This is a genomic window from Paenibacillus sp. FSL R10-2771 (assembly GCF_038000205.1).
GTDB lineage: Bacteria > Bacillota > Bacilli > Paenibacillales > Paenibacillaceae > Paenibacillus_AQ > Paenibacillus_AQ phytohabitans.
Genome location: NZ_JBBOBM010000001.1, coordinates 8,090,954 through 8,111,634 on the forward strand (window position 1 = coordinate 8,090,954; position 20,681 = coordinate 8,111,634).

The following is a 20,681-nucleotide window of genomic DNA, read 5'->3' on the forward strand; positions in this document are numbered from 1 at the left end:
AGATGAATACCTGGACCATTATGAACTATGAACTGCGCAGATTGTTCCGCTCACGTTCGATGCTGCTTAATATGTTTCTGCTCCCGCTGGTGCTGATCTTTCTGCTGGGGGCTTCGCTCTCCGGGGTGGTGGGTGTGAAAGAAGCCGATGAGATCGACCCAGTACGGGTAGCTGTTGTGAATGCCGCAGGCGGAGAAGCAGGGACCTCTGCTATGATAACTGCTTTTCTGGAGGCACCGGAAGTGAAGGATCTCATCATCGCCCACAAGCCAGAGAGCCGGGAGGCGGCAGAAAGCGGGCTTCGTACAGGCAAATACGCCTATGCGGTCATTGTCCCTTCCGGCTTCGATGAAGAGGTACAGCGCGGAGAACACGCCCGGCTGGAGTTTATTCTCGGCAAGGATCATACCGATAATCTGGTGGCGGGAACGGCTTTTGACAATTTTCTTAGTACGATCAATTACAAGCAATCGGCAGCGGTAGCGCTTGGGCCGGAAGCACTTGCAGTTCCTCCGGTAACGGCAGAGACAGGGGCAGTGGTGATGGGTGATCTGAATAATGGGGGTAAAACCTATACAGCCTCCCAGTTCTACGCGGCTTCCATGCTGATGATGTTTCTTCTGTACAGCGGGCTGACGGTAACGGGCTCTCTCTTCAGTGATAAAGAGAACCATACGCTTTTTCGGATCAATTCGATGCCGGTCAAGGGCTCCCAGCTGTTTATCGGCAAAATGCTGGGGGTAGGCCTGGTCAGCATCCTTCAGTGTCTGGCGATCATTGTGCTGTCAGACCGGCTGTTCGGTGTATACTGGGGCAACCGGCCGGGACTTCTATTGTTGTTCTGCCTGTTGATGATCATCGCGTCCATGACGTTCTCCATTGTCATCTGCCTGTTCAGCAAAACTTCGGCCAGTGCAACGAATGTTATTAATGTTCTCGCCGTAGTGATGACCTTCGTCAGCGGGGGGATGGCTCCGCTTCCTGATTCCTGGGTGAACAGCATCGGTGCATTCACAGTCAACCATTGGGCACAGCAGGCGATTATCCGCATGATGCTCCATTCCGGTCTGAAGCAGATTCTGCCGAACTTATGGGTGATGTGTCTGATTTGTGCAGTTCTGCTGTGTGTAATGACTGTCTCATACCGGAAGGTGGGCTACCATGAATAAAATAATAACCATTGCCTGGAATATGATCCGCCGAAGCCTGGGCTCTGTCAAAGGGGTGCTGATATTTATTCTGCTGCCCAGTGTTGTGGTTGCAGGAATCATTTCGCTCACTGGGGGCGTTGGCGATGGTCCGGCGACCATATTGTACGCCAATATGGATAAGGGTGCTGCCGGAAAGCATCTGCTCTCCGAACTGGAGCAGACCGGCGATTACAAGTTTGAGCAGCGCAGGGATGAGGCGGCATTGAAGGAAGCGGCGATCGGGCAGGAGGGGGCGGCAGGGATATGGATTCCAGAGGGGTATTCAGCCGCCCTGATTGCCGGGCAGGAGCCGAAGATTAGCATCTATGAGCTTCGCGCGAGCGAGAGCTCCATTATCGTCAAGATGAAGGTCAATGCGATTGCCGGAAACATGGCTGAAGCTGCGCATGCCGTTGCTGCACTCAGCGGCGGCACGGCAGCAGATCAGCAGGCGCAGTTCGCTGCTGTGCTGAAGCAGGCGGAGCAGCATCATGTGGGAAGCCTTCGTACGGATTATGATTTATACCCCCGGGAGACGCTGGGTGTGATTACCGGTCTGACGCTCATGTTCCTGATGACACTGGTGACAAGCTCCGTGTCCCTGATCAACGATGACCGCCGGGGGCGCACGATGATGCGGATGTTCAGCGCCCCGGTCCGCTCTTACGAAATTGCCCTCGGCAATTTCCTAGGCAGCTTTCTCGTAGGGATTATTCAGATCATCGTGGTGCTCTCGCTTGGGAGATGGGTGCTACGCTACGATTATGAGATGCCGATGTTTCTCTACTTCCTGGTTCTGGCCGCATTCATGCTGGTATCCATGGGCATCGCCAGCACCGTAGCGGGACTGATCCGTAATCCGCGCAATGCCGGCATGCTCAATTCGCTGATCCTTATACCCACCTGTATGCTGGGCGGCTGCTTCTGGCCGATCTCGATCATGCCGGATTATATGCAGAAGCTAGCTAATTTCACACCGCAGAAATGGGCCATCCAGGCGGTAGATATCGCCGCAACGGGCGGAGGCTGGAACGAGCTGTGGCTGCCTTTTGCCATTCTGGGCCTGATGGCGGCAGTCCTGCTGACGATTGGCTCCACCATACTGCGTCCGAATGAAGCGGGGATCAGCGCTTGAGCTTTAACATGCGTCGTGGTTTATAGCCATGTGTTTTTAGGAGGAGCCCGTCACCAAGGGTTCCTCTTTGTCTTTTTTAGGGACCCAATACAGAGTAAAGGGAGTAGAATGCAACATGGAATTCATCTTATATTTGCTGCTGATTCTGTTATTCACCAAACTGGCGGGGGAAATGTCCGTGCAGCTGGGGCAGCCTGCTGTTCTTCGCCGCCGCTGTCCTTGCAGGCTGGCTGGTTGTACCCCGGGTGATGCGCTGGCTTGCTCCGCTGCGGGTGACCGAAGCGACGATCACGGCAGCGCTGGTGATTCTGTTCGGATATGCTTATTTCGCTGAAATGATGGGGATGGCAGGCATTATCGGCGCGTTTGCCGCCGGGATTACCAGTGCACAAACCTCCTTCAAGCATGTGGTGGAGTCCAAAGTAGAGCCGATTGCGTACTCGTTGTATGTGCCGGTCTTTTTTGTCAGCATCGGTCTCAGTGTCAGCTTTGAGGGCCTCGGCAGCCAGATCGGATTCATGGTGGTGTTGTCGCTGGTCGCTATTCTGGCCAAGCTGCTTGGCGGCGGAATAGGCGCACGCCTTACCGGCTTCAATACCCGCTCGTCACTGGTGATTGGTACAGGAATGATCTCCAGAGGCGAGGTCGCCCTGATCATTGCGGCCACGGGACTTGAGAGCGGGCTGCTGCGGAAGCAATATTTCACCGGTGTTATCATTGCCGTAATTATCACCACATTGGTGCCACCGCCGCTGCTTAAGGTGGTGTTCCGGGAAGAAGAGATACAGGGGGTATGAATCCGGGTTAAGAGCAGCAGAGCAACTTGTCCATATTCTTTTTAAATAGATCTCTCGTTTCCAGGCTGTCCTCAACAGAGCGGCCTTTGAATGATCAACTAAGCAAATCCCGCCAGTGAAATTAAACTGGTGGGATATTTAATGCTTCAGGACTAAAAGCATAACATTATGCTCTATTAGATGATGATATCCATCAGTTCCCAGGCTGCTTCTACCGTGGGCAGCTCAATCGATCGCTTGGTGCCAAAATCCAACCGATAGCCATCCTCCATTTCATACTGCAAAATAGAGTAGCCCTTATGCTCCTCGATCTCCGTATAGGGATCCGGAGTAGCCAAGGTAAAGTAACTGACCGCAGCATCAGAATAGACTCGGCCACAGTCGGAGGTTAAATACCCTACTTTTTTTCTGGCTCTGGAACCTTTTCTTTATTTCTAATGGATTCTATAGCTTGTGTTAGCCCTTTTAAAGAGGCGTCCAAATTATCTAATTTTTCGCCAACAGTTTGTAATACATAGCGAATCAGAATAAAGCAAAGCGTCACGGGAAAACCGACATTAGTTACTAGCGATATTAAATCTGCAACTTGCATCAGTGTTACTCCTTTCTCTTTTATCTTTACCAATAGGGAAAAGAATTGCCACGTTCTACAACTTAGATGTAAAATGTAATTAATAGAAACATATGTTCTTATTTCAGTTGTTAAATTAATCCCAAATTTCCCTATATATAGACACATTCAGTGAGGTGATATCTCGAATGGGAAAAGACACATCAATTTACGAGCGCTACAAAACCGAAATTTACCGAATAGGTTGGAGATTACAGTACAGAGCCAAAAAGATCAGAAGCCGAGAATGTTCTATTGACGACCATAATCCTAGCACACCTGACTTTACAGTAGTATCTGATGAAAAATTAATAGTTCAGCAGTTGTTTGCCACTTTAACCCCGCAAGAAAGATCACTACTGATAAAAATATATTTTCAGAACCTATCTGAAGCTGAAATTGCAAAACAATATCATATCAGTCAACAGGCGGTGAACAAATGGAAAAGAAAGATGATACAGAAATTATCTCAGACGATGAGATGATGAATTTATTGCACGCTGCCAAGAAAAGAGACAAGGAAGCCACTTTAAAACTGGTAGATCTATATAAGGAAGATATACAAAGAATAAGTCGATATATTTATTTACCGACTGAAGATGTAGTCTCTATGATTATCGTTGAGTTTCTAGAAATTTTATATAAATAAGCATTTTTCATAATTCATATTTTGATTCAAAGTCATAGTTAGGCCACAGTGGAAATTAATTGTAAACCACTCATAAGCTACGTATTAACCTTAAGAGGACCACTTCAAATGAAGCGGTCCTTTATTTCAGAAGAAGTCGAAAGAAAATAAGGTTGTAGACTGCCACAATAGGTTCGATCGTTGTGGAGAATTTATCTGTATGCAAATAGTGATGGGTAATTTCCTTAGTGTGAAGGTGGTGTATATAAGATTGGTGGCACTGCGTGGAAACCTATCTTAAATGCTTTCTTATTAAGGATATAAAATCCTTATTATGCAAAATCAACACCATTGATTTTGATGTCGGTATATTTTTTATTTTTTGGAATAAAGTGATATGATGGTTTTAGTATATATTTGCAGAGGAGGACAACATTGTGAAATGGGTGGGTTTAGGCTGTAAATTCATCTAAGTCTTGGCATACAAAGCAACGATCCTGCAAGGAGCATGTAGCAGTTGTCGACCTCTTAAGAGGCAGAACGAGAAATCTTAGGACTGTACTGTCGTGACAATATAGGGCAATCCGTCAGGTGTCGATATCCAAAGTGCGATCACAGGGAATATTTCAAGGTTCGGTTTTTCCGCCACCGGATTGACAGAAAACAAGGGAGGTCTAATATTTTTATGCGTAGTCGAAAGGTTCATTTAACATTAAGAATTATATTTGCTGCCATTCTTATTTTCCTCTTATTCCAAAGTTATGGTAACACTCTTCGAATTTTGTTAAGTTCCGAAACAACCTTAGGAAATGTGGTTACCGTTCTACCTAAAAAGGATATAACAACAATTACTTTTCTTGCTAAAAATGACATAAAAAACGAAATCAAACTTACAGACGATGATATTCTTAGTGATATGATTAATCGACTTTCAAACTTGGAAGTCAAGGAAAAGATAAAAGGTGATCATAATTCAACAGATCAGTTTGACTCGATATGGTTAGATGTTCAGGGAACCCTAAAAATTATTCTGAATGTCTCAGAAGATAGGAATGAACTGCTTGTAATTGATCTTAACGATGAGAAAAAAATCAACCGTTGGTATTCTATCATTAACAAAGAGGATATTAATAATTTAGTAAGCACCATAATGGAAAAGAAAATAAATTGATAATTAAAAAACCCCATGTCATTTTCATGCCTGGTCGGGATTACCCCCCTAACGTGAGACAAATCAAAACACCTTCAAGAGAATGAAACCATGTCGTAAGATATGGAGATAACCTTGAAGGTGTTTTTGCGTTGGCAAATGAGTTAGCTACAGTAGAAATTATGATGGAATCCATTGAGATGAAAGAAATTAACCGGAGTTACAGTGCGGGAGGTCATGGAGCAGTTAGGCATCCGAAATGTGACTTCACTAAAGGTATGGATGAAGTGGTATCGAAAAGGTAAAATTCACCCCTGTAGCTGTAGGTAAGCAGTATAGTTAGGTCCGTAACACTCTTCAGAGTACGGAAAAATTGTGGCTTACAGTATAGCAGATAAGCAAGACACTTCCTTGGTTTTGGATACGTTAAACCAACTTCCAAAGCAGGAAACGGTGTTACTCCATAGTAACCAGGGCAGTGTCTACACCTCCTTTGTGTACAAGAGGCCGTCAAAGGAAAAGGCATTACCATGAGCATATCCCACAAGGGAGCGCCTGCTGATAATGCTCCCATTGAATCGTTTCATTCCAACGCTAAAGTCTAAAAACATTCTATCTCGAAGGGTTAACCTGCAAAACGCCTGCAATCGTTAAACAGACCGTTCGAGACTACAGTATCTATTACACCTAAATTCGAATTCAAACGAAGCTAAAAGCCAGTCGCCGATTAAATTCCGACGACTGGCTGCTTAGACTTGTAAGGTGTTTCGATCCCAGTCTCATTTACAGGGGGCAGTCTCATAATACCAGACAAGGCTTTTATTAGTTAGCATTGATCCAACCCGAAGGTGTATGAAGACGAGTAATTGTCCCATAGCCCGAAACAAATCTCCAGTTATCGGCACTATTGTTATAAGTGTATTCTAAAAATGGAAGCTGAACTTCAATTTGATCATATTGTGCGCTACTGTTTATAGCAGTGTTTACTGTTGCAAGAAATGAGAGTCCTTTATTTGCCATGAATTCGGCAGATGCTTTTTCATCTGGGAACAATGAAGAAAATACGGCGACAATTCCAGATGCAAGACTTGGTATAGTTTTCTTAAATATCAGAAGAGACAAAACTGAAGTAACTGCAGACACAGCAGAAATGAAATTAGAACTATTTGGTACCTTGATACCATGCTGAATAATAGCATTTTGTTCAGTAAGCGCTTGGGACACTTGAGATTTGGTCATCACAACAACCTGCGTATACTCATTTGTATAAACGGACATTTAAATTCCTCCTGTTTTGTATTTAGCCTAGCAGGGCGTTCTCGGCTAAACACTTCATTTAGTTAAGGTAAGAAAAGTGCCCTTTACTTTCCTCCTCACCTATTAGGGAGATTTTGAATATCACTTAACAACCAAGGTAGAAACATTAAATAATTTATGTGTTGAAACTTCTGTACTTTCGTCGTCTTCTCTATACAGAAGAAGAGAAGATTTGATCGCATTCTACCGTTCCTTACGGCAAAAAACTCGTTATCTTCTATAAAATGAAAAAATGAGCGATTCAATAATGCAGCAAATGTTCGACGATTTTATTCAACAACTAGATCAGACAGGAATAGCCGATTGGACGATTGCAAATTACAAGGCAACTGCTTCCCTGGTTGCTAGGGACATTAGTAAAATGAGAGAAGAGTTACTTTTAAAACTTTTTTCAGCAAAAGGGATATTAGTAGAATCAGTTAAAGCCGCTGCCCACAGTTCCCTTGCTTTTTTATTGTGCTCCTTCGGTACGGGCGATGAGATTTCCTTAAGTCTGCTTATCGTCAAAAACTGCTGTTCTTCGCCGTTACCGTCCTCGCCGGCTGGCTGTACCCCGGGTTATGTGATGGAGTCCAAAGTAGAGCCGATTGCGTACTCGCTGTATGTGCCGGTCTTTTTTGTCAGCATCGGTCTCAGTGTCAGCTTTGAGGGCCTCGGCAGCCAGATCGGATTCATGGTGGTGTTGTCGCTGGTCGCCATTCTGGCCAAGCTGCTTGGCGGCGGAATAGGCGCACGCCTTACCGGCTTCAATACCCACTCGTCACTGGTGATTGGTACAGGAATGGTCTCCAGAGGCGAGGTCGCCCTGATCATTGCAGCCACGGGCTTAGAGAGCGGGCTGCTGCTGCCGCAATATTTCACCGGCGTTATCATTGCTGTAATTATTACCACACTGGTGACACCGCCGCTGCTAAAGAGTATGTTCCGGGAAGAAGCGGTACGGAATTCGCCTTAATTGCTATGCGGCGATACCAGGTTATTCTTTAACAGGCTGTCCTCTACAGGGCAGCTTTTTTGCGTTGTACCTCTGGAAGGAGGCGCCACCCGCCTTAAGACCGAGAACGAAACCCTCCGCCGGACCGTTTTGGCATCAGCCCAAAGCTTCTACACTTAAGCAAGAATCTGCAGCTCATACATAAGAGAACAGACATAAAGAGTTCAATACATTTGATGAAATGGAAGTGGTAAAAGAAATGACATGGCTTACGAAATGGTCGTTTGGCAATAAGGGGGCAGTCGGGCTTCTGGTGGTTATGGCGCTTGTGGTCGGTATCATGAGTTATACCTCGCTGCCGATGGAATTCATGCCGGAGGCAGATAATCCTCAGGTGACCGTTGCGGTTCTGGGTCCTGGCCAGGATGCGCATGCGATGGAGACGCAAGTGACGAAGCCGATTGAGGCTGCGACCTCACTGGTGAAAGGCAAGACGGAGCAGATGTCCACTTCCGCTGACGGCTATGCCAAGGTGGATATTTATTTTGACGGCAAAACCAATATGAAGGAAGCGGCGCAGGAGGTTGAGAAGGCAGTTCATGCCCTGCAATTCCCGCAAGGCGTGATGGACCCGTTCATCATTCAGCTGAATACCTCGATGATTCCTGTGTCGCAGGTCACTGTAGCGTTCGATGAAGGGCTCACCAAGGAGAATCTGGAGTTTGCCGAGAACAAGATCCTTCCCGAGATGCAGAAAATTGATGGTGTAGCGAGCGTAGCCCTCTACGGCAAAACTTCTCCGCAGGTGCGGGTGAAGCTTGATCCGGCAGCAATGGCTGCGAAGGGAGTAAACACGGCGCAGGTCATGGGATTGCTTCAGGGCCGCAGCGTATCGGCATCTGTGGGTGAACAGACGATTGGCGGCCAGACGGGCAATGTGAACGTGGTTTCATCCATTGAGAGCGTCGATACGCTTCAAAAGCTGCCGGTGGCAGCGGGAGTAACACTAGGAGATATTGCTGCTGTCGAGCCCAAGCTGGACCAAGAGAGTGTGAGCCGCTCGAACGGCAAGGATGTACTATTCCTCATTATCACCAAAGAAGCAAGTGCCAACGCGGTGGATGTGGGCGACAAGGTGCGCAGTACAGCAGAGGAGCTTAGCGCCAGCGTCAAAGATGCCGAGGTATCCATGATCTTCAGCACTTCGGATATGGTCGTGACCTCGGTAAACAGCATGCTGCGTGAGGTGCTGCTCGGTGCTTTATTCGCCACGATTGTGATCCTGATCTTCCTCCGCAATGTACGGGCAACGCTGATTACGGCTATCTCCATTCCGTTATCACTGGCGGTTACCTTGTACCTGCTGAAGGTGTCCGGGATCACGCTGAATATAGTTACGCTGGGCGGCGTCGCCGTTGCGGTTGGACGGCTGGTCGATGACAGTATCGTGGTGATCGAGAATATCTACCGGCGGATGCAAAAAGAACGCTTGTCCCGCGAAATGGTAGTCAGCGCAACTGGAGAGGTCGCCCGGGCGATTACTACCTCTACGATTGCCACGGTAGCAGTATTCCTGCCGATGGGGCTGCTGCGCGGCGGGCTGCAAGCCTTCCTGCTGCCGTTTGCCCTGACCGTCACTTACTCGCTGCTGACCTCGCTTATAGTTGCCTTAACGGTAGTACCGCTGCTCAGCTCCTTGCTGCTGAAGGGCTCCTCCTTGAAGGAGCATGAGCCTTCCCGCAAGTTCAGCCGCTTCCTGGAGTGGAATCTGCAGCGGAAGTGGATTACGTTATCACTCGGACTGCTGCTGCTTGTGGGGTCCATTGGCGCCTATGTCACGATGCCCAAAGGGGCGCTCGATGCTACAGATGCCAGCACGGTAACCGTTCAGCTGGTCTATCCGAATAATGTTCCGGTATCAGAGGTGCTGGAGAACGGCAAGCAGCTGGAAGCTGAACTGATGAAGCAGCCGCAGGCGGAGATCGTCATTATGCAATCTGGTAATAGCGCAGATTCGGCACAATGGGGCAGTGTGGTGTCGCTGACCCAAGTGGATTATACCGTCATGATGAAGGAAGATGCAGATGCGCAGGTATTCATGGACCATATCCGCAGCTTGCAGTCTTCCTATGACGGAGCAGCATTGACCGTGGGAGCAGCCAGTATGATGGGCTCCAGCTCAACCAATGAATACATTGATATTGTGGGCGATGATCTTCAAGCCATTAATGCGGTTGCCAAGGAAGTCGCTGCCAAAGTGAAAACGATCGAAGGCGTAGGGAAGGTAGCCAGCAACATGGAGGATACCAAGCCGGTGTTTGCGTTCAAAGTAGATCCGGCTGTGGCGAATGCCCAGGAAATCTCCATGCAGCTTAGTGCGATGCTGAATCCGGTTCCGCTGGGCCAGATCGAGCTGGATGGTTCCCCTGCCTCAGTAGTGCTGGAGCCAGTGGTTCAGCCTGCATCGCAGGAGGAACTGCAGAAGATTATGCTTATGACATCCGCCGGCCCGCAGCCGCTGTCACAGGTGGCAGAGCTTACGGTCACTGACCAGCCGGCAATGCTGTATCATAAAGACGGCAAGCCTTATGTACGGATTACCGCAGAGGCAGATCCGAAGCGGGTCTCGGAGATCGGTGCAGATATTAAAGCAGCGACTGACAGCATTACCTTGCCAGAGGGAGTAACCCTGTTCGCAGGCGGTGCCTCGGCCGATCAGGCCGGAGATTTCAGCGACCTGGGCATGACCGCATTGATCTCGATTGGTCTGGTATACCTGATCATGGTATTGACCTTCAAGACGCTGCGTGCGCCTCTGGCGATCATGTTCTCCCTGCCGCTCGCAGCAATCGGGGCCATCGTAGCGCTGCTGATCTCGGGTGTGACCCCTGACTTCACCGCATTGTTCGGCGCATTAATGCTTATCGGCATCGTGGTCACCAATGCGATCGTGCTGATCGACCGTATTAAGCATAATGAGGAGCATATGACGGTCCGCGAAGCCATTCTGGAAGCAGCCGGCACGCGGATGCGTCCGATTCTGATGACAGCCATTGCTACTGTCTGCGCCATGCTGCCGCTCCTGTTCGGGCAGTCCGAGCAGGGAAGCATCGTCTCGCAGAGTCTGGCCATTGTAGTCATCGGCGGCCTGACTGCGGCAACCCTGTTAACTCTAATCGTAGTTCCGGCAATCTATGAGCTGCTCTATTTCCGCAAATCGGCCAAAGAACGCAAGCAGGCTGCTGCAGCCGGAACTGTGGCGTCAACGGATCTGCCTAGCTGATTGGGGAAGTAGCTGCAGGAAGAAGGGAACGGGATGGAATAGCTGGAAGTAGTAGTTGATGAAAGTAGTAGTGGATAGTAGTTATTGGGACAGCAATGGCAGTTGGCAGCAGTAGTGAGAGCATAAATGAGAGCAGTGCGGGATTGTCCGCATTGCTCTTCGCTGTCTGCTGGGTGGCAGTGGAGTCTTCCTCGTCAGCATTGTCCAAACCAGTCAGCACTTGAGACTATAACCAAACAAGCAGGCGGTTGATCGCCAGAGGGGGGCATGGGAAATCGTTCAATTTCTCATAACTGATGCATTGCTGGCAGGATTGAGAATCTCAAGTTCACACTGCGTAGGCAAAAATGTTGTACGTATTACAACTTTGACTTAAGGATACACGGGTGTTTAGGAAGATTGTTGTATGAAATGCAAGAATTGTTCCGCTAAGCCGCCGGGATGAGCGGGATTGTTGTATTTTGTACAACAATTTAGGATTATGGCCGTTTTGATGAGAGAATTGTTGTATTTTGGGCAGGATTTACGAGAAATACGATAGTTGCAGCCGGATATTATGCTTGAGTTGCAGGTGGTTCCGTTACGAGACCTCCACTTAAGTTCTAACTAAGTTCAATCTAAGCTCAATCTAAGCGCTAACTGTGATTTAAACAACTAAACCGGGGCTATTATTGCGCATGAGGCGTATAGAGATAGTAGTTACTATTTTTTAATGCATAGAAGATAAGATTTAAATTTGTGAGAGGATATTCTCAATGGCTGTAGTGGAAATTCCGGCACTTGAAGAAGTAATCAGTCTGTTCCCCCTGGAGGGACAGGCCAGTTCAGCGCTGATTGATTCCGTTAATGATGAGGGGACCATCCGGGCGAGAGCAGCGACGGAGCTGGGCGAACTGCTGATGATCTCCAGCGGTCCGGAAGAGCGGGGGCACCTGAATGTCTCCACCATTGACGGTGTGGAAGGGGATCAGACCTATCAGGCGGATTACTCCATCGTGTATAGGGAGGATAATCAAAACTCCCTATTGAACTGGTTGCTAACACTTTCAGTTTTAAAAGGTAGGTTTCTTTTTTGCAGTATTCAGGTATTCCGGTCTTCTGGCATTTATGTGATTAAAGGTGTTAAACCGATTCCCGCTTAAACAGCGGAGCGGACGGAACGATTGTGTAAAAGCGTTAGCGGTCGCCTTTGTGTCCGGATTTTCACCGATAGTTAAAATCAAAAAAATCTGGACACAACAGCGATTGGAGCAACGTTCCGATTGCTGAGCGTCCACCCGAGTGCTCACGTATATCCTACTCCAACTTGTTAAAGGTTGTTGCTGTTATTTCGCCATCAATTCCCCGTACTCTCATACTTAGACAATCCATACCGGAAGATACCATAAGCCGCAGCCGCGCTTCCTATTGCCGCAACAGGGGCGAGCAGCCACCAGCCGGACCATCCGCTTTTGCCGAATATATAGGTTGCCGGATAAAAGCTGATGAACGCATAGGGCAGCACAGTAGAAATAAAGATGCGGATCGCCTGCGGAAACAGGGTAATCGGATATTTGGCCAGATCGGACAGGTTATGCACCATCAGCGGAAAGGCATTGCCCGCATTGCGGATCCAGAAGGCGGCGGAATTCCCCGCGAGGTTGATCGATACCCGGATGATAACCGCAGTAATAAACAGCAGGATCAGGATGGCGGCTTTGCCCAGCGTCCAGTGAACCGGGCTATGCACGAGCGACTGCCAGACGATCACTCCGCCAATCAGCAGATTACCGAGTCCGTTGATGCCGATCCCGGTGCAGAACACCTGAAGGACAACGGGCACCGGCCGCAGCAAATAACGGTCCAGCTCGCCCATGTTGACCAGCCGCCCGAGGCGCCAGGTGCCTTCGAAGAACAAAGAGCCGATGCCCTCCGTCAGAAAGATCATGGCGTACATAAACGTAACTTCCCAGAACTTCCAGCCGTTAATATCCGGAATCCGGTCATAGATCACCCAGAGGAAGACAAACCCCAGAATCTGTGTCAAGGCGGCAGAGCACATCAAAATATAGAAGTCCTTATTATATTCCAAAATCGCTTTAAGCTGCTGCACATACAGCCGTTTGTAGAGGTAGAGCATTTGGGACATTTTCATTCTGCGGCCTCCTCCTGCCTTAGCCTCCATGGATGGTCACCTGGCGTACCGCCCAGTTCCACATTGCCCTGCCGGCAATCCAGAGTGCTGCCCCCCAGAAAAGTTGAATACCGATCAGCTGCAGACTCTCCCCGGTATCTGCCTGCTGCAGAAAGATCATCGACGGCGTGTGGATGATGGCCTGGAAGGGCAGCAGGAGCGCCAGCTTTTCCAGCCAGTCCGGGAAGAAGGCCAGGGGCACCAAAGCTCCGGACAGGAGATTGGTCAGAGCAATCCGTGTCCAGACGATGCCCATCGATCCGGTGGACCAGAAGCATAAAAGTGCCGCCAGATAGACAACGCCGAATTTCACCACGATTGCACCGAGCAGACTGACTGCGAACAAGAGATAGACAGAGAGCGAACCCGGAAAGGTGACTCCGGTCAGGAAGGTGGCGAACAGGATCAGCAGCACCGTACTCATGCCGCCTTCAAGCAGGCTCGAGCCCAAGGTTTCCGCGAATCTTGCGGTCTGGAAATCGACCGGCTTCAGCAGGTCTACGGCGACGCTGCCGTCAAGGATTTTGCCGGAAATGGCCGATTCGGAATACCAGGACAACACAGAGTTAGCCAGGAAGGTAACCAGCAGATAGGTTTTCATCTGGTCCCAGGTATAGCCGCCTACCACCTCCCGCCCGCTGTAAATGCCCTGCCACAGAAAGTAAATGGCCAGCAGATTGATAGAGTTCGCCAGAAAGGTAATGATGTAAGAAATCCGGTAGGCCAAAACCCGTTGCAGGGAGCGGTTCGCGATACTTCTGTACATTTTAAACTGGGCAGCAGTCATCATCGTGTGTAAACCTCCTTATTCCCCGGTTCCGGTCAGATCCAGCTTGCCGTCATAGACGGCCTTGATGACCTGCTCAATATTAGTATCTTCCATCCGGAAGTCGACAACTTCGCCATATCTCATCACCCGGCCCACCACTTCACTGGCGGTATATTCGTACCGGTCAAAAGAGACCGAAAATTCCTGCGCGCTCTGCTGCGCAAGCTTCATTCCGGGTGTCTGCGCGAGCTGCGCGTATAACTCCGGCATCGGTGATCCGACCTGAAAGAAGATGACACGGTTTTTGGCAAAACGGGCCTTGACCTCGCTCAGGCTGCCGTCATAAATAATCGCCCCATGGTCGATGATAATCAGCCGTTTGCACAGATCCTCAATATCCCCCAGATCATGGGTGGTCAGCATCACCGTAGTGTTCTGCTCCTGGTTGATCTGTTTGATGAACTCGCGGATTTTCTGCTTCACGGATACGTCGAGGCCAATGGTCGGCTCATCCAGATACAGAATCGGCGGGTTATGCAGCAGGGCTGCGGCCAGATCGGCGCGCATCCGCTGACCCAGGGAGAGCTTCCGGGCAGAGAGATGGATGAACTCGCTCATTCCCAGCATTTCAGTGAACAGCTCCATATTCGTCTTGTAGACGGCGCCAGGAATCTGATAAATATCCTTCAGCAGCGAAAAAGACTCCACAATCGGGATATCCCACCACAGCTGGGTACGCTGGCCGAACACGGCACCAATCTGGGCGGCATTGTCCATTCTTTTTTTGTACGGATTGATACCGTTTACAGAAACAGTGCCGGCTGAGGGCATGAGGATTCCTGTCAGCATTTTGATGGTAGTCGATTTGCCTGCACCGTTCGGGCCCACGTAGGCCACCGTCTCGCCTGCTTCTACACTCAAATCCAGCGGCTTAACCGCCACCTTCTCAATATGCCGGGGGAGGAAGAGGTGCTTAACCGCTCCCCCCAGGCCCGGCTCCTTCACTGCCTGCATAAATGACTTGCTCAGCCCTCTGGCTTCAATAATACTCAAGGCTAACCCTCCTGGAAATTACTTTGAAAGCGCGTTCGCTTGTTCGCAGCATATAAATTTCTGAATCCCAATCTATGTAAAAGCCGTATGAATAAATATATCACTGCGGCAATGTCGAAAACTATCATAATCCATCGAATGAATATATTTATTTAGATTATTATGGCGAATGATGCTGCAAAAAAGCGGCTACCCTGGTTAACTAGACTAACCGGGATTTGCCGCTTCGTTCGAGAATGGCTTTGAGGAGTAACCCTATTAATAGTGGCAGCAACAGCTGAACTTCCAGTCTCCAGTCTACAGCGTACAGGTCTACAAGGTTGATCTGCTTCAATAGAACATAGACCACGTTGTACATCAGGAAGGAGCAGCTGACCGTGAGCAGCGGGATTAGGGCCAGATTGCTTTTGGAGCGGAGCAGCCTGTAACCCAGGAAGAGCATTAGTGTATGGCTTATCATGATCGCCAGTGCATAATTACTGCCGAAGCGCATGAATGATACCATAGCGGTTGCCAGATTCAGGACTGCCGAGATATAGCCGATGCGAAGCATGTAGAACCTCCTTGCTGAAAGGGTACAGTCCTTATTACAGGACAACATAGCCGTTTTCACTTATGATTTTTGACTGCAGATTTTTCTATTTTACAGCGCTTGCAGGTTCATTTACAGGTCCAATGCTGAATGTTCTTTATTCCGTAATTGTATGTTATAATACTTTCTTTTAAAATCGGTTATATAGGAAATGGTAAAAATGGAGGAGGATCGTCGTGAGAATCTTTGATCAATCGAGAGCATGGAGCGTGCCCGGAGATTTGGAAGCACAGCAGCTTGAAGCTTTCCGGCCGCTTGACGCAGAGCAAATCGAATTACATTGCGGGCAGTCCGGGGTTTCTTTTCCAGAAGAATCGAAGGAGCATATCTATCACAGAGCCATGATATCTTCCATCCGCAGTGAAATGAATAAATTAAGCCAGCTGCTCTCTATTCCTTATGTTGTATTCCTGACGGACAAGGCGGGTACCATTCTGGAGCTGGTCTGTTCTTCTCCGGTTACCCGGGATGAGATGGAACAGGCGGAGCTGCGTCCGGGAGTTAGCTTATGCAGGCAGCGCTCGGGCATGAATGCCGTATCCTTGGCCATGGAGATGAATTGCATCGGGGTAGTGCGGGGGGCGGAGCATTCCCACCAGGCCTTCCAGAACTGGAACTGTGTGTGTGCTCCGCTGCAGAATGAGGATACTGTCTTCGGATATGTGGACATTTCTTTTAATAGAGGAGAACCGATTGAATTCGCGATTCCGTTCGTGCAGCAGATTGCCGAGAATATTATGGAGAAGTGGATGGAGAAGAACCCGGAGATGCAGCAATACCGCCTGGAAGCCACTTTACAGGAATATAAGCTGACAGCGCGGGAGCAGGATGTAGCACGGCTATGGTTACTTGAGAAAAGCGCGCTGCACATCGGGAGTGATCTGGGCATCAGTGAAGGGACGGTTCGGAATATGCTGAAGAGTATTTACAGTAAAATGCGGGTGAATGACCGCTTCCAGTTCGTCAAACGGCTTACGCCATAGAAGGCGCGCAAAGCCTAGACATACATAAGAATAGCCGGGCAGTGATACTAGCGTATCGCTTGCCCGGCTATTTATTTGCGGTGAAGTTATTTCGCCTGTGCGTTGCCGCCAGTCGCGTTTAGCCGCAGGAGCAGTTCAGAACCGGCTTCCGCGCGGCCTGGGTCTCATCCAGACGGCTGATCTCCGTGGTATGCGGTGCATTAATAACGACCTCAGGTGTCTCCTGCGCTTCCTTAACGATCTGAATCATCGTCTCAATGAAGCCGTCCAGCGTTTCCTTGCTTTCGGTTTCAGTCGGCTCAATCATCATACATTCCTCTACTGTCAGCGGGAAGTACACGGTTGGCGGATGGTAGCCGAAGTCGAGCAGCCGTTTGGCAACATCCAGGGTACGTACGCCGTACTGCTTGAGGTTTCTGCCGGACATGACGAATTCATGCTTGCAGACACCCGGGAATGGAATTTCGAAATAAGATGCCAGACGGTGCATCATGTAATTGGCATTCAGCACAGCGTTCTCGGACACCTCGCGCAGTCCGTCCGGGCCGTAGGTGCGGATATAGGCGTAAGCGCGGACCAGAATACCGAAGTTGCCATAAAAGGCTTTGACGCGGCCAATAGATTGCGGCCCGCCGGAGTCAAGCGAGAAGCTGCCGTCTTCGTTCTGCACCACCGACGGCTGGGGCAGGAACGGAATCAGCTTCGCCTTCACGCCGACCGGTCCGGCTCCCGGACCGCCGCCGCCGTGCGGCGTACTCATCGTCTTGTGCAGGTTGAGATGGACCACATCGAAGCCCATATCGCCCGGGCGGGTGATGCCCATGATGGCGTTGGAGTTCGCTCCGTCATAATAGAGCAATCCGCCGGCTTCATGGACAATCGCGGCGATCTCGACGATCTGCGTCTCGAACAGTCCGAGAGTACTCGGGTTAGTGAGCATCAGCGCGGCGGTGTCGCTGCCGACCGCGGCCTTCAGCGCTTCGAGGTCGACCATTCCCTTATCATTGGAAGGAATGGTGACGGTGTCGAGTCCGGCGGCTGCGGCGCTGGCCGGGTTGGTACCGTGCGAGGAATCCGGCACGATGACCTTGGTGCGGACCTCGCCGCGGCTTTCATGGTAGGCGCGGATCATCATCAGGCCGGTCCATTCGCCATGGGCACCGGCGGCAGGCTGCAGGGAGACCGCATCCATGCCGGTCAGTCCGGCGAGATCCTTTTGCAGTGTATACATCAGCTCAAGTGCACCCTGGATACTCTCTTCCGGCTGGTACGGATGGATCTTGGCAAGGCCGGGGAAGCGGGCCACATCCTCATTGATCTTCGGATTATATTTCATCGTACAGGAGCCGAGCGGATAGAAGCCGTTATCGACCCCGAAGTTACGCCGGGACAGGGCAGTATAGTGGCGGATAACATCCACTTCGGATACTTCCGGCAGCACTACCGGCTCGCTGCGGAGCAGGCCCTCAGGAATCAGTGAGCTGATGCTCTCTTCCTGCGGCACATCACATAGAGGCAAAGAGTAAGCCGAGCGGCCGGGGCGGCTTAATTCAAAGATCAGGGTTTGTTCCGGTTTCATATACAGCCCTCCAGTGCAGTGGCGAATTCGTCAATTTCGGTCTTGCTTCTTTTCTCAGTCACGGCAACCAGCATATGTCCGGCAAGCTCCGGATACTCACGGCCCAGATCATAGCCGCCCAGATAACCTGCCTTCAGCAGCCTGGAGTTCACTTCACTGACACTGCTGCCTTCCGGGAGCTTCAGGACAAATTCATTGAAGAACGGGGCGGTGAAGACGCGCTCTGCACCGGTGATTTCAGCCAGCCGTCCGGCGGCGTAATGGCTCTTGCGGATGTTCAGCTCACCAACCTCGCGCATGCCCTCCTTGCCCATCACGGACAAGTAGACGGATGCGCATAACGCCAGCAGCGCTTGGTTAGAGCAGATATTCGACGTCGCTTTCTCGCGGCGGATATGCTGCTCACGCGCCTGCAGGGTCAAGACGAAGCCGCGCTTGCCGTTACGGTCAACGGTCTGGCCGACGATCCGGCCCGGCATGCGGCGCATCAGCGGTTCGGCAACCGCAAAGAATCCGCAGGTTGGTCCTCCGAGCGATGCAGCGATACCCAGCGGCTGTGCATCGCCGACTACGATGTCGGCGCCCAGCTTGCCGGGCGTTTCCAGCACGCCGAGTGCAATGGGATTCGCGCTGACCACGAGCAATCCCTTGACGGCGTGGATCAACGGCTCAACCTGGCGCAGATCCTCGATGCCGCCGAAGAAGTTGGGCGACTGGACCAGAACGGCGGCAGTATCGGCATCAATGGCCTCAGCCAGCTTGGCAAGATCGGTAACCCCGTCCTTATAATCGATTTCCACGATTTGCAGGCCCCAGGCATTGGCCGAAGTACGCAGCACCTGGCGGGCTTCCGGATGAACCGTACGGGAGACAATCAGCTTTTTGCGTTTCGTGGCACCTGCGGCAAGCACGGCTGCTTCGGAGAAGGCCGTTGCGCCGTCATACATACTGGCATTGGCGACCTTCATACCGGTCAGCTCACAGATATAGGACTGGAATTCGAAGATTGCCTGAAGCTCGCCCTGGCTGATTTCCGGCTGATAAGGGGTATAGGCAGTATAGAATTCCGAACGGGAAATAATATGGTTAATGACAACAGGAATGTGGTGGTCATAGAGGCCGGCGCCAAGGAAGCTGGCATGGGTATCAAAGTCGGCATTCTTGTCAGCCAGACCCTTCATATGGCGCAGCAGCGCATATTCGTCCAGCGGGCCGGACATCGGCATCGTTCCCTGGTAGCGGACAGATTGAGGGATATCAGCGAATAGCTCATCGATGGACTGAATCCCGACAGTCTCCATCATTTCTGCGCGGTCTTGCTCCGTCATAGGCAGATAGCGGTGCTTCATTACGGCTTCACTCCTTGGCTCTTTTTGTAGAAGGGGGCTTTGATCACGGCAGCCTTCAGTTGCTTGCCGCGGATCTCCACATACACCTCTGTGCCGATCTCAGTATAGGCAGCATCCAGCAGGGCAAGTCCGAGATTCCGCTTCAGCGTTGGGGATTGAGTACCGGTTGTGACTTCACCGATCTTCACACCGTCGGCATATACAGGATAATGGGAGCGGGGAATCCCGCGGTCGATCATTTCAAGCCCCACAAGGCGGCGCGGGAGACCGGCTTCCTTCTGCTTCAGCAAGGCATCACGGCCGATGAAATCTGCTTTGTCCAGCTTCACGAAGAACTGGACACCCGCTTCGAGCGGCGTAATATCCGCCGAGAGCTCCTGGCCGTACAGCGGCAGCTTGGCTTCGAAGCGGAGCGTGTCGCGTGCGCCGAGTCCGGCAGGGGTCAGGCCATGCGGCGCGCCTGCGGCCAGCAGACCATTCCAGAGTACAGCCGCTGTGTGGACCGGGGCGTACAGCTCAAAGCCGTCCTCCCCGGTATAGCCGGTGCGGGAGAGCAGTACAGATACGCCGCAGACCTCGGCGTGTTCGATGAAGTGGAAGGGCTTCATCTCTGCGAGCGGGGCAGAGGTAACTTCGGCCAGAATCGTCTCAGCCAGCGGACCCTGCAGAGCGAGCAGCAGCGTCTCATCAGAGACGTTCTTCAGGCTGACACCGCTGAATTCAGCGGTGAGATGTTCCTGCAGCCACTGGAAGTCCTTGTCGATATTGGAGGCGTTCACGACGAGCATATAGCGCTCATGGCCCAGGCGGTAGACGAGCAGATCATCTACTACGCCGCCGCTCGGATAGAGCATCAGGGTATACTGCGCCGCGCCGTCTGCAAGGCGGCTGACGTCATTTGTGGTCAACTGCTGCAGGAAGGCTTCAGCGCCGCTGCCGTCAACCATGAATTCACCCATATGCGATACATCGAACAGTCCGGCCTGCTGGCGGACCGCTTCATGTTCCTTAACGATGCCAGTAAACTGCACCGGCAGCTCCCAGCCGCCGAAATCAATGCATCTGGACTCCGCATAAGCGGCATAGAGATCATAAAAAGGCGTTCTTCTCAAAGACTCCATCGTGTCACCCCTTAGTCT

The 20,681-nt window shown here is 50.7% G+C and carries 19 protein-coding genes and 2 pseudogenes; 11 read left to right on the forward strand and 10 right to left on the reverse strand.

Annotated elements, in window-relative coordinates; genetic code table 11:
* The first annotated feature begins 2 nt into the window (after positions 1-2).
* The 3 genes and pseudogenes from NSU14_RS35130 to NSU14_RS35140 form a co-directional block, all read left to right on the forward strand.
* Positions 3-1,169 carry an ABC transporter permease gene (locus NSU14_RS35130; RefSeq protein ID WP_340948814.1) on the forward strand — a complete coding sequence of 389 codons (1,167 nt, stop codon included), beginning with the start codon at positions 3-5 and terminating at the stop codon, positions 1,167-1,169.
* Positions 1,162-2,325, forward strand: a complete 1,164-nt coding sequence (locus tag NSU14_RS35135) for an ABC transporter permease (RefSeq protein WP_340948816.1) — start codon at positions 1,162-1,164, stop codon at positions 2,323-2,325. Before NSU14_RS35130 ends, NSU14_RS35135 begins: the two co-directional genes overlap by 8 nt.
* A 194-nt stretch (positions 2,326-2,519) precedes the next feature.
* Positions 2,520-3,122 (forward strand): annotated as a pseudogene (locus NSU14_RS35140) (cation:proton antiporter); the annotation flags it as partial.
* 176 nt (positions 3,123-3,298) lie between these two features.
* On the opposite strand, the gene NSU14_RS35145 reads toward NSU14_RS35140, so the two are convergent.
* Together NSU14_RS35145 and NSU14_RS35150 are read right to left on the reverse strand one after the other, a co-directional pair.
* Entirely contained in the window at positions 3,299-3,460 is a 162-nt protein-coding gene (locus NSU14_RS35145) for a hypothetical protein (RefSeq protein WP_340948818.1), read from the reverse strand.
* A gap of 59 nt (positions 3,461-3,519) precedes the next feature.
* On the reverse strand, positions 3,520-3,714 hold the full coding sequence (locus tag NSU14_RS35150) for a hypothetical protein (protein ID WP_076246486.1): 195 nt from the start codon (positions 3,712-3,714) through the stop codon (positions 3,520-3,522).
* A gap of 167 nt (positions 3,715-3,881) precedes the next feature.
* Between NSU14_RS35150 and NSU14_RS35155 the strand changes: the two genes are divergently transcribed.
* From NSU14_RS35155 to NSU14_RS35170, 4 genes and pseudogenes are all read left to right on the forward strand, one after another.
* Complete coding sequence (locus NSU14_RS35155) at positions 3,882-4,217, forward strand: RNA polymerase sigma factor (RefSeq protein ID WP_042140194.1); 336 nt, start codon at positions 3,882-3,884, stop codon at positions 4,215-4,217.
* Entirely contained in the window at positions 4,172-4,381 is a 210-nt protein-coding gene (locus NSU14_RS35160; RefSeq protein WP_076246488.1) for a hypothetical protein, read from the forward strand. Before NSU14_RS35155 ends, NSU14_RS35160 begins: the two co-directional genes overlap by 46 nt.
* 664 nt (positions 4,382-5,045) lie before the next feature.
* Complete coding sequence (locus NSU14_RS35165) at positions 5,046-5,531, forward strand: hypothetical protein (RefSeq protein ID WP_340948819.1); 486 nt, start codon at positions 5,046-5,048, stop codon at positions 5,529-5,531.
* A gap of 345 nt (positions 5,532-5,876) precedes the next feature.
* Positions 5,877-6,263, forward strand: a pseudogene (locus tag NSU14_RS35170) (transposase); the annotation flags it as partial.
* A 69-nt stretch (positions 6,264-6,332) separates the two neighbouring features.
* Here the strand turns inward: NSU14_RS35170 and NSU14_RS35175 are convergent.
* Positions 6,333-6,788, reverse strand: coding sequence for a hypothetical protein (locus tag NSU14_RS35175; protein ID WP_042140192.1), 456 nt, complete (start codon positions 6,786-6,788; stop codon positions 6,333-6,335).
* 400 nt (positions 6,789-7,188) lie between these two features.
* Here NSU14_RS35175 and NSU14_RS35180 point away from each other — a divergent pair, with 400 nt between their 5' ends.
* From NSU14_RS35180 to NSU14_RS35190, 3 genes are all read left to right on the forward strand, one after another.
* Positions 7,189-7,782, forward strand: coding sequence for a cation:proton antiporter (locus tag NSU14_RS35180; protein WP_256703966.1), 594 nt, complete (start codon positions 7,189-7,191; stop codon positions 7,780-7,782).
* A gap of 220 nt (positions 7,783-8,002) precedes the next feature.
* Positions 8,003-11,044 carry an efflux RND transporter permease subunit gene (locus NSU14_RS35185; RefSeq protein WP_340948821.1) on the forward strand — a complete coding sequence of 1,014 codons (3,042 nt, stop codon included), beginning with the start codon at positions 8,003-8,005 and terminating at the stop codon, positions 11,042-11,044.
* Between the two features lie 755 nt (positions 11,045-11,799).
* Positions 11,800-12,186, forward strand: a complete 387-nt coding sequence (locus NSU14_RS35190) for a hypothetical protein (RefSeq protein ID WP_042140188.1) — start codon at positions 11,800-11,802, stop codon at positions 12,184-12,186.
* A gap of 194 nt (positions 12,187-12,380) precedes the next feature.
* Here NSU14_RS35190 and NSU14_RS35195 read toward each other — a convergent pair whose 3' ends face one another.
* The 4 genes from NSU14_RS35195 to NSU14_RS35210 all read right to left on the reverse strand — a co-directional run bounded on the left by NSU14_RS35195 (position 12,381) and on the right by NSU14_RS35210 (position 15,592).
* Positions 12,381-13,178 (reverse strand): ABC transporter permease, encoded by a 798-nt coding sequence (locus NSU14_RS35195; protein WP_042140187.1) that lies wholly within the window; start codon positions 13,176-13,178, stop codon positions 12,381-12,383.
* A gap of 19 nt (positions 13,179-13,197) precedes the next feature.
* On the reverse strand, positions 13,198-14,007 hold the full coding sequence (locus NSU14_RS35200) for an ABC transporter permease (RefSeq protein ID WP_340948822.1): 810 nt from the start codon (positions 14,005-14,007) through the stop codon (positions 13,198-13,200).
* Between the two features lie 15 nt (positions 14,008-14,022).
* Positions 14,023-15,039, reverse strand: coding sequence for an ABC transporter ATP-binding protein (locus NSU14_RS35205; RefSeq protein ID WP_042140186.1), 1,017 nt, complete (start codon positions 15,037-15,039; stop codon positions 14,023-14,025).
* 202 nt (positions 15,040-15,241) lie between these two features.
* A complete protein-coding gene (locus NSU14_RS35210) occupies positions 15,242-15,592 on the reverse strand; it encodes a hypothetical protein (protein ID WP_076246497.1) in 351 nt (116 codons plus the stop codon).
* 215 nt (positions 15,593-15,807) lie between these two features.
* Here NSU14_RS35210 and NSU14_RS35215 point away from each other — a divergent pair, with 215 nt between their 5' ends.
* Complete coding sequence (locus tag NSU14_RS35215; protein WP_340948823.1) at positions 15,808-16,614, forward strand: LuxR C-terminal-related transcriptional regulator; 807 nt, start codon at positions 15,808-15,810, stop codon at positions 16,612-16,614.
* A 118-nt stretch (positions 16,615-16,732) separates the two neighbouring features.
* On the opposite strand, the gene gcvPB is transcribed toward NSU14_RS35215, so the two are convergent.
* The 3 genes from gcvPB to gcvT are packed head-to-tail and all read right to left on the reverse strand — an operon-like array spanning position 16,733 to position 20,663.
* Positions 16,733-18,193: an aminomethyl-transferring glycine dehydrogenase subunit GcvPB gene (gcvPB, locus tag NSU14_RS35220; RefSeq protein ID WP_340948824.1), complete on the reverse strand. Its 1,461-nt coding sequence runs from the start codon at positions 18,191-18,193 to the stop codon at positions 16,733-16,735.
* On the reverse strand, positions 18,190-19,542 hold the full coding sequence (gene gcvPA, locus NSU14_RS35225; protein ID WP_076246503.1) for an aminomethyl-transferring glycine dehydrogenase subunit GcvPA: 1,353 nt from the start codon (positions 19,540-19,542) through the stop codon (positions 18,190-18,192). Before gcvPA ends, gcvPB begins: the two co-directional genes overlap by 4 nt.
* The gene (gene gcvT / locus NSU14_RS35230; protein ID WP_340948827.1) at positions 19,542-20,663 is read right to left on the reverse strand and encodes a glycine cleavage system aminomethyltransferase GcvT; all 1,122 of its coding nucleotides are present in this window, start codon (positions 20,661-20,663) and stop codon (positions 19,542-19,544) included. The genes gcvPA and gcvT overlap by 1 nt, the downstream gene beginning before the upstream one ends.
* Between the last annotated feature and the right edge of the window lie 18 nt (positions 20,664-20,681).

Excerpts from the sequence above, each read along its gene's own strand:
- NSU14_RS35130 (WP_340948814.1), top strand. The coding sequence starts at position 3 with ATGAATACCTGGACCATTATGAACTATGAACTGCGCAGATTGTTCCGC.
- NSU14_RS35135 (WP_340948816.1), top strand. The coding sequence starts at position 1,162 with ATGAATAAAATAATAACCATTGCCTGGAATATGATCCGCCGAAGCCTG.
- NSU14_RS35150 (WP_076246486.1), bottom strand. The coding sequence starts at position 3,714 with ATGCAAGTTGCAGATTTAATATCGCTAGTAACTAATGTCGGTTTTCCC.
- NSU14_RS35155 (WP_042140194.1), top strand. The coding sequence starts at position 3,882 with ATGGGAAAAGACACATCAATTTACGAGCGCTACAAAACCGAAATTTAC.
- NSU14_RS35160 (WP_076246488.1), top strand. The coding sequence starts at position 4,172 with ATGGAAAAGAAAGATGATACAGAAATTATCTCAGACGATGAGATGATG.
- NSU14_RS35165 (WP_340948819.1), top strand. The coding sequence starts at position 5,046 with ATGCGTAGTCGAAAGGTTCATTTAACATTAAGAATTATATTTGCTGCC.
- NSU14_RS35175 (WP_042140192.1), bottom strand. The coding sequence starts at position 6,788 with ATGTCCGTTTATACAAATGAGTATACGCAGGTTGTTGTGATGACCAAA.
- NSU14_RS35180 (WP_256703966.1), top strand. The coding sequence starts at position 7,189 with ATGAGAGAAGAGTTACTTTTAAAACTTTTTTCAGCAAAAGGGATATTA.
- NSU14_RS35185 (WP_340948821.1), top strand. The coding sequence starts at position 8,003 with ATGGAAGTGGTAAAAGAAATGACATGGCTTACGAAATGGTCGTTTGGC.
- NSU14_RS35190 (WP_042140188.1), top strand. The coding sequence starts at position 11,800 with ATGGCTGTAGTGGAAATTCCGGCACTTGAAGAAGTAATCAGTCTGTTC.
- NSU14_RS35195 (WP_042140187.1), bottom strand. The coding sequence starts at position 13,178 with ATGAAAATGTCCCAAATGCTCTACCTCTACAAACGGCTGTATGTGCAG.
- NSU14_RS35200 (WP_340948822.1), bottom strand. The coding sequence starts at position 14,007 with ATGATGACTGCTGCCCAGTTTAAAATGTACAGAAGTATCGCGAACCGC.
- NSU14_RS35210 (WP_076246497.1), bottom strand. The coding sequence starts at position 15,592 with ATGCTTCGCATCGGCTATATCTCGGCAGTCCTGAATCTGGCAACCGCT.
- gcvPB (WP_340948824.1), bottom strand. The coding sequence starts at position 18,193 with ATGAAACCGGAACAAACCCTGATCTTTGAATTAAGCCGCCCCGGCCGC.
- gcvPA (WP_076246503.1), bottom strand. The coding sequence starts at position 19,542 with ATGAAGCACCGCTATCTGCCTATGACGGAGCAAGACCGCGCAGAAATG.
- gcvT (WP_340948827.1), bottom strand. The coding sequence starts at position 20,663 with ATGGAGTCTTTGAGAAGAACGCCTTTTTATGATCTCTATGCCGCTTAT.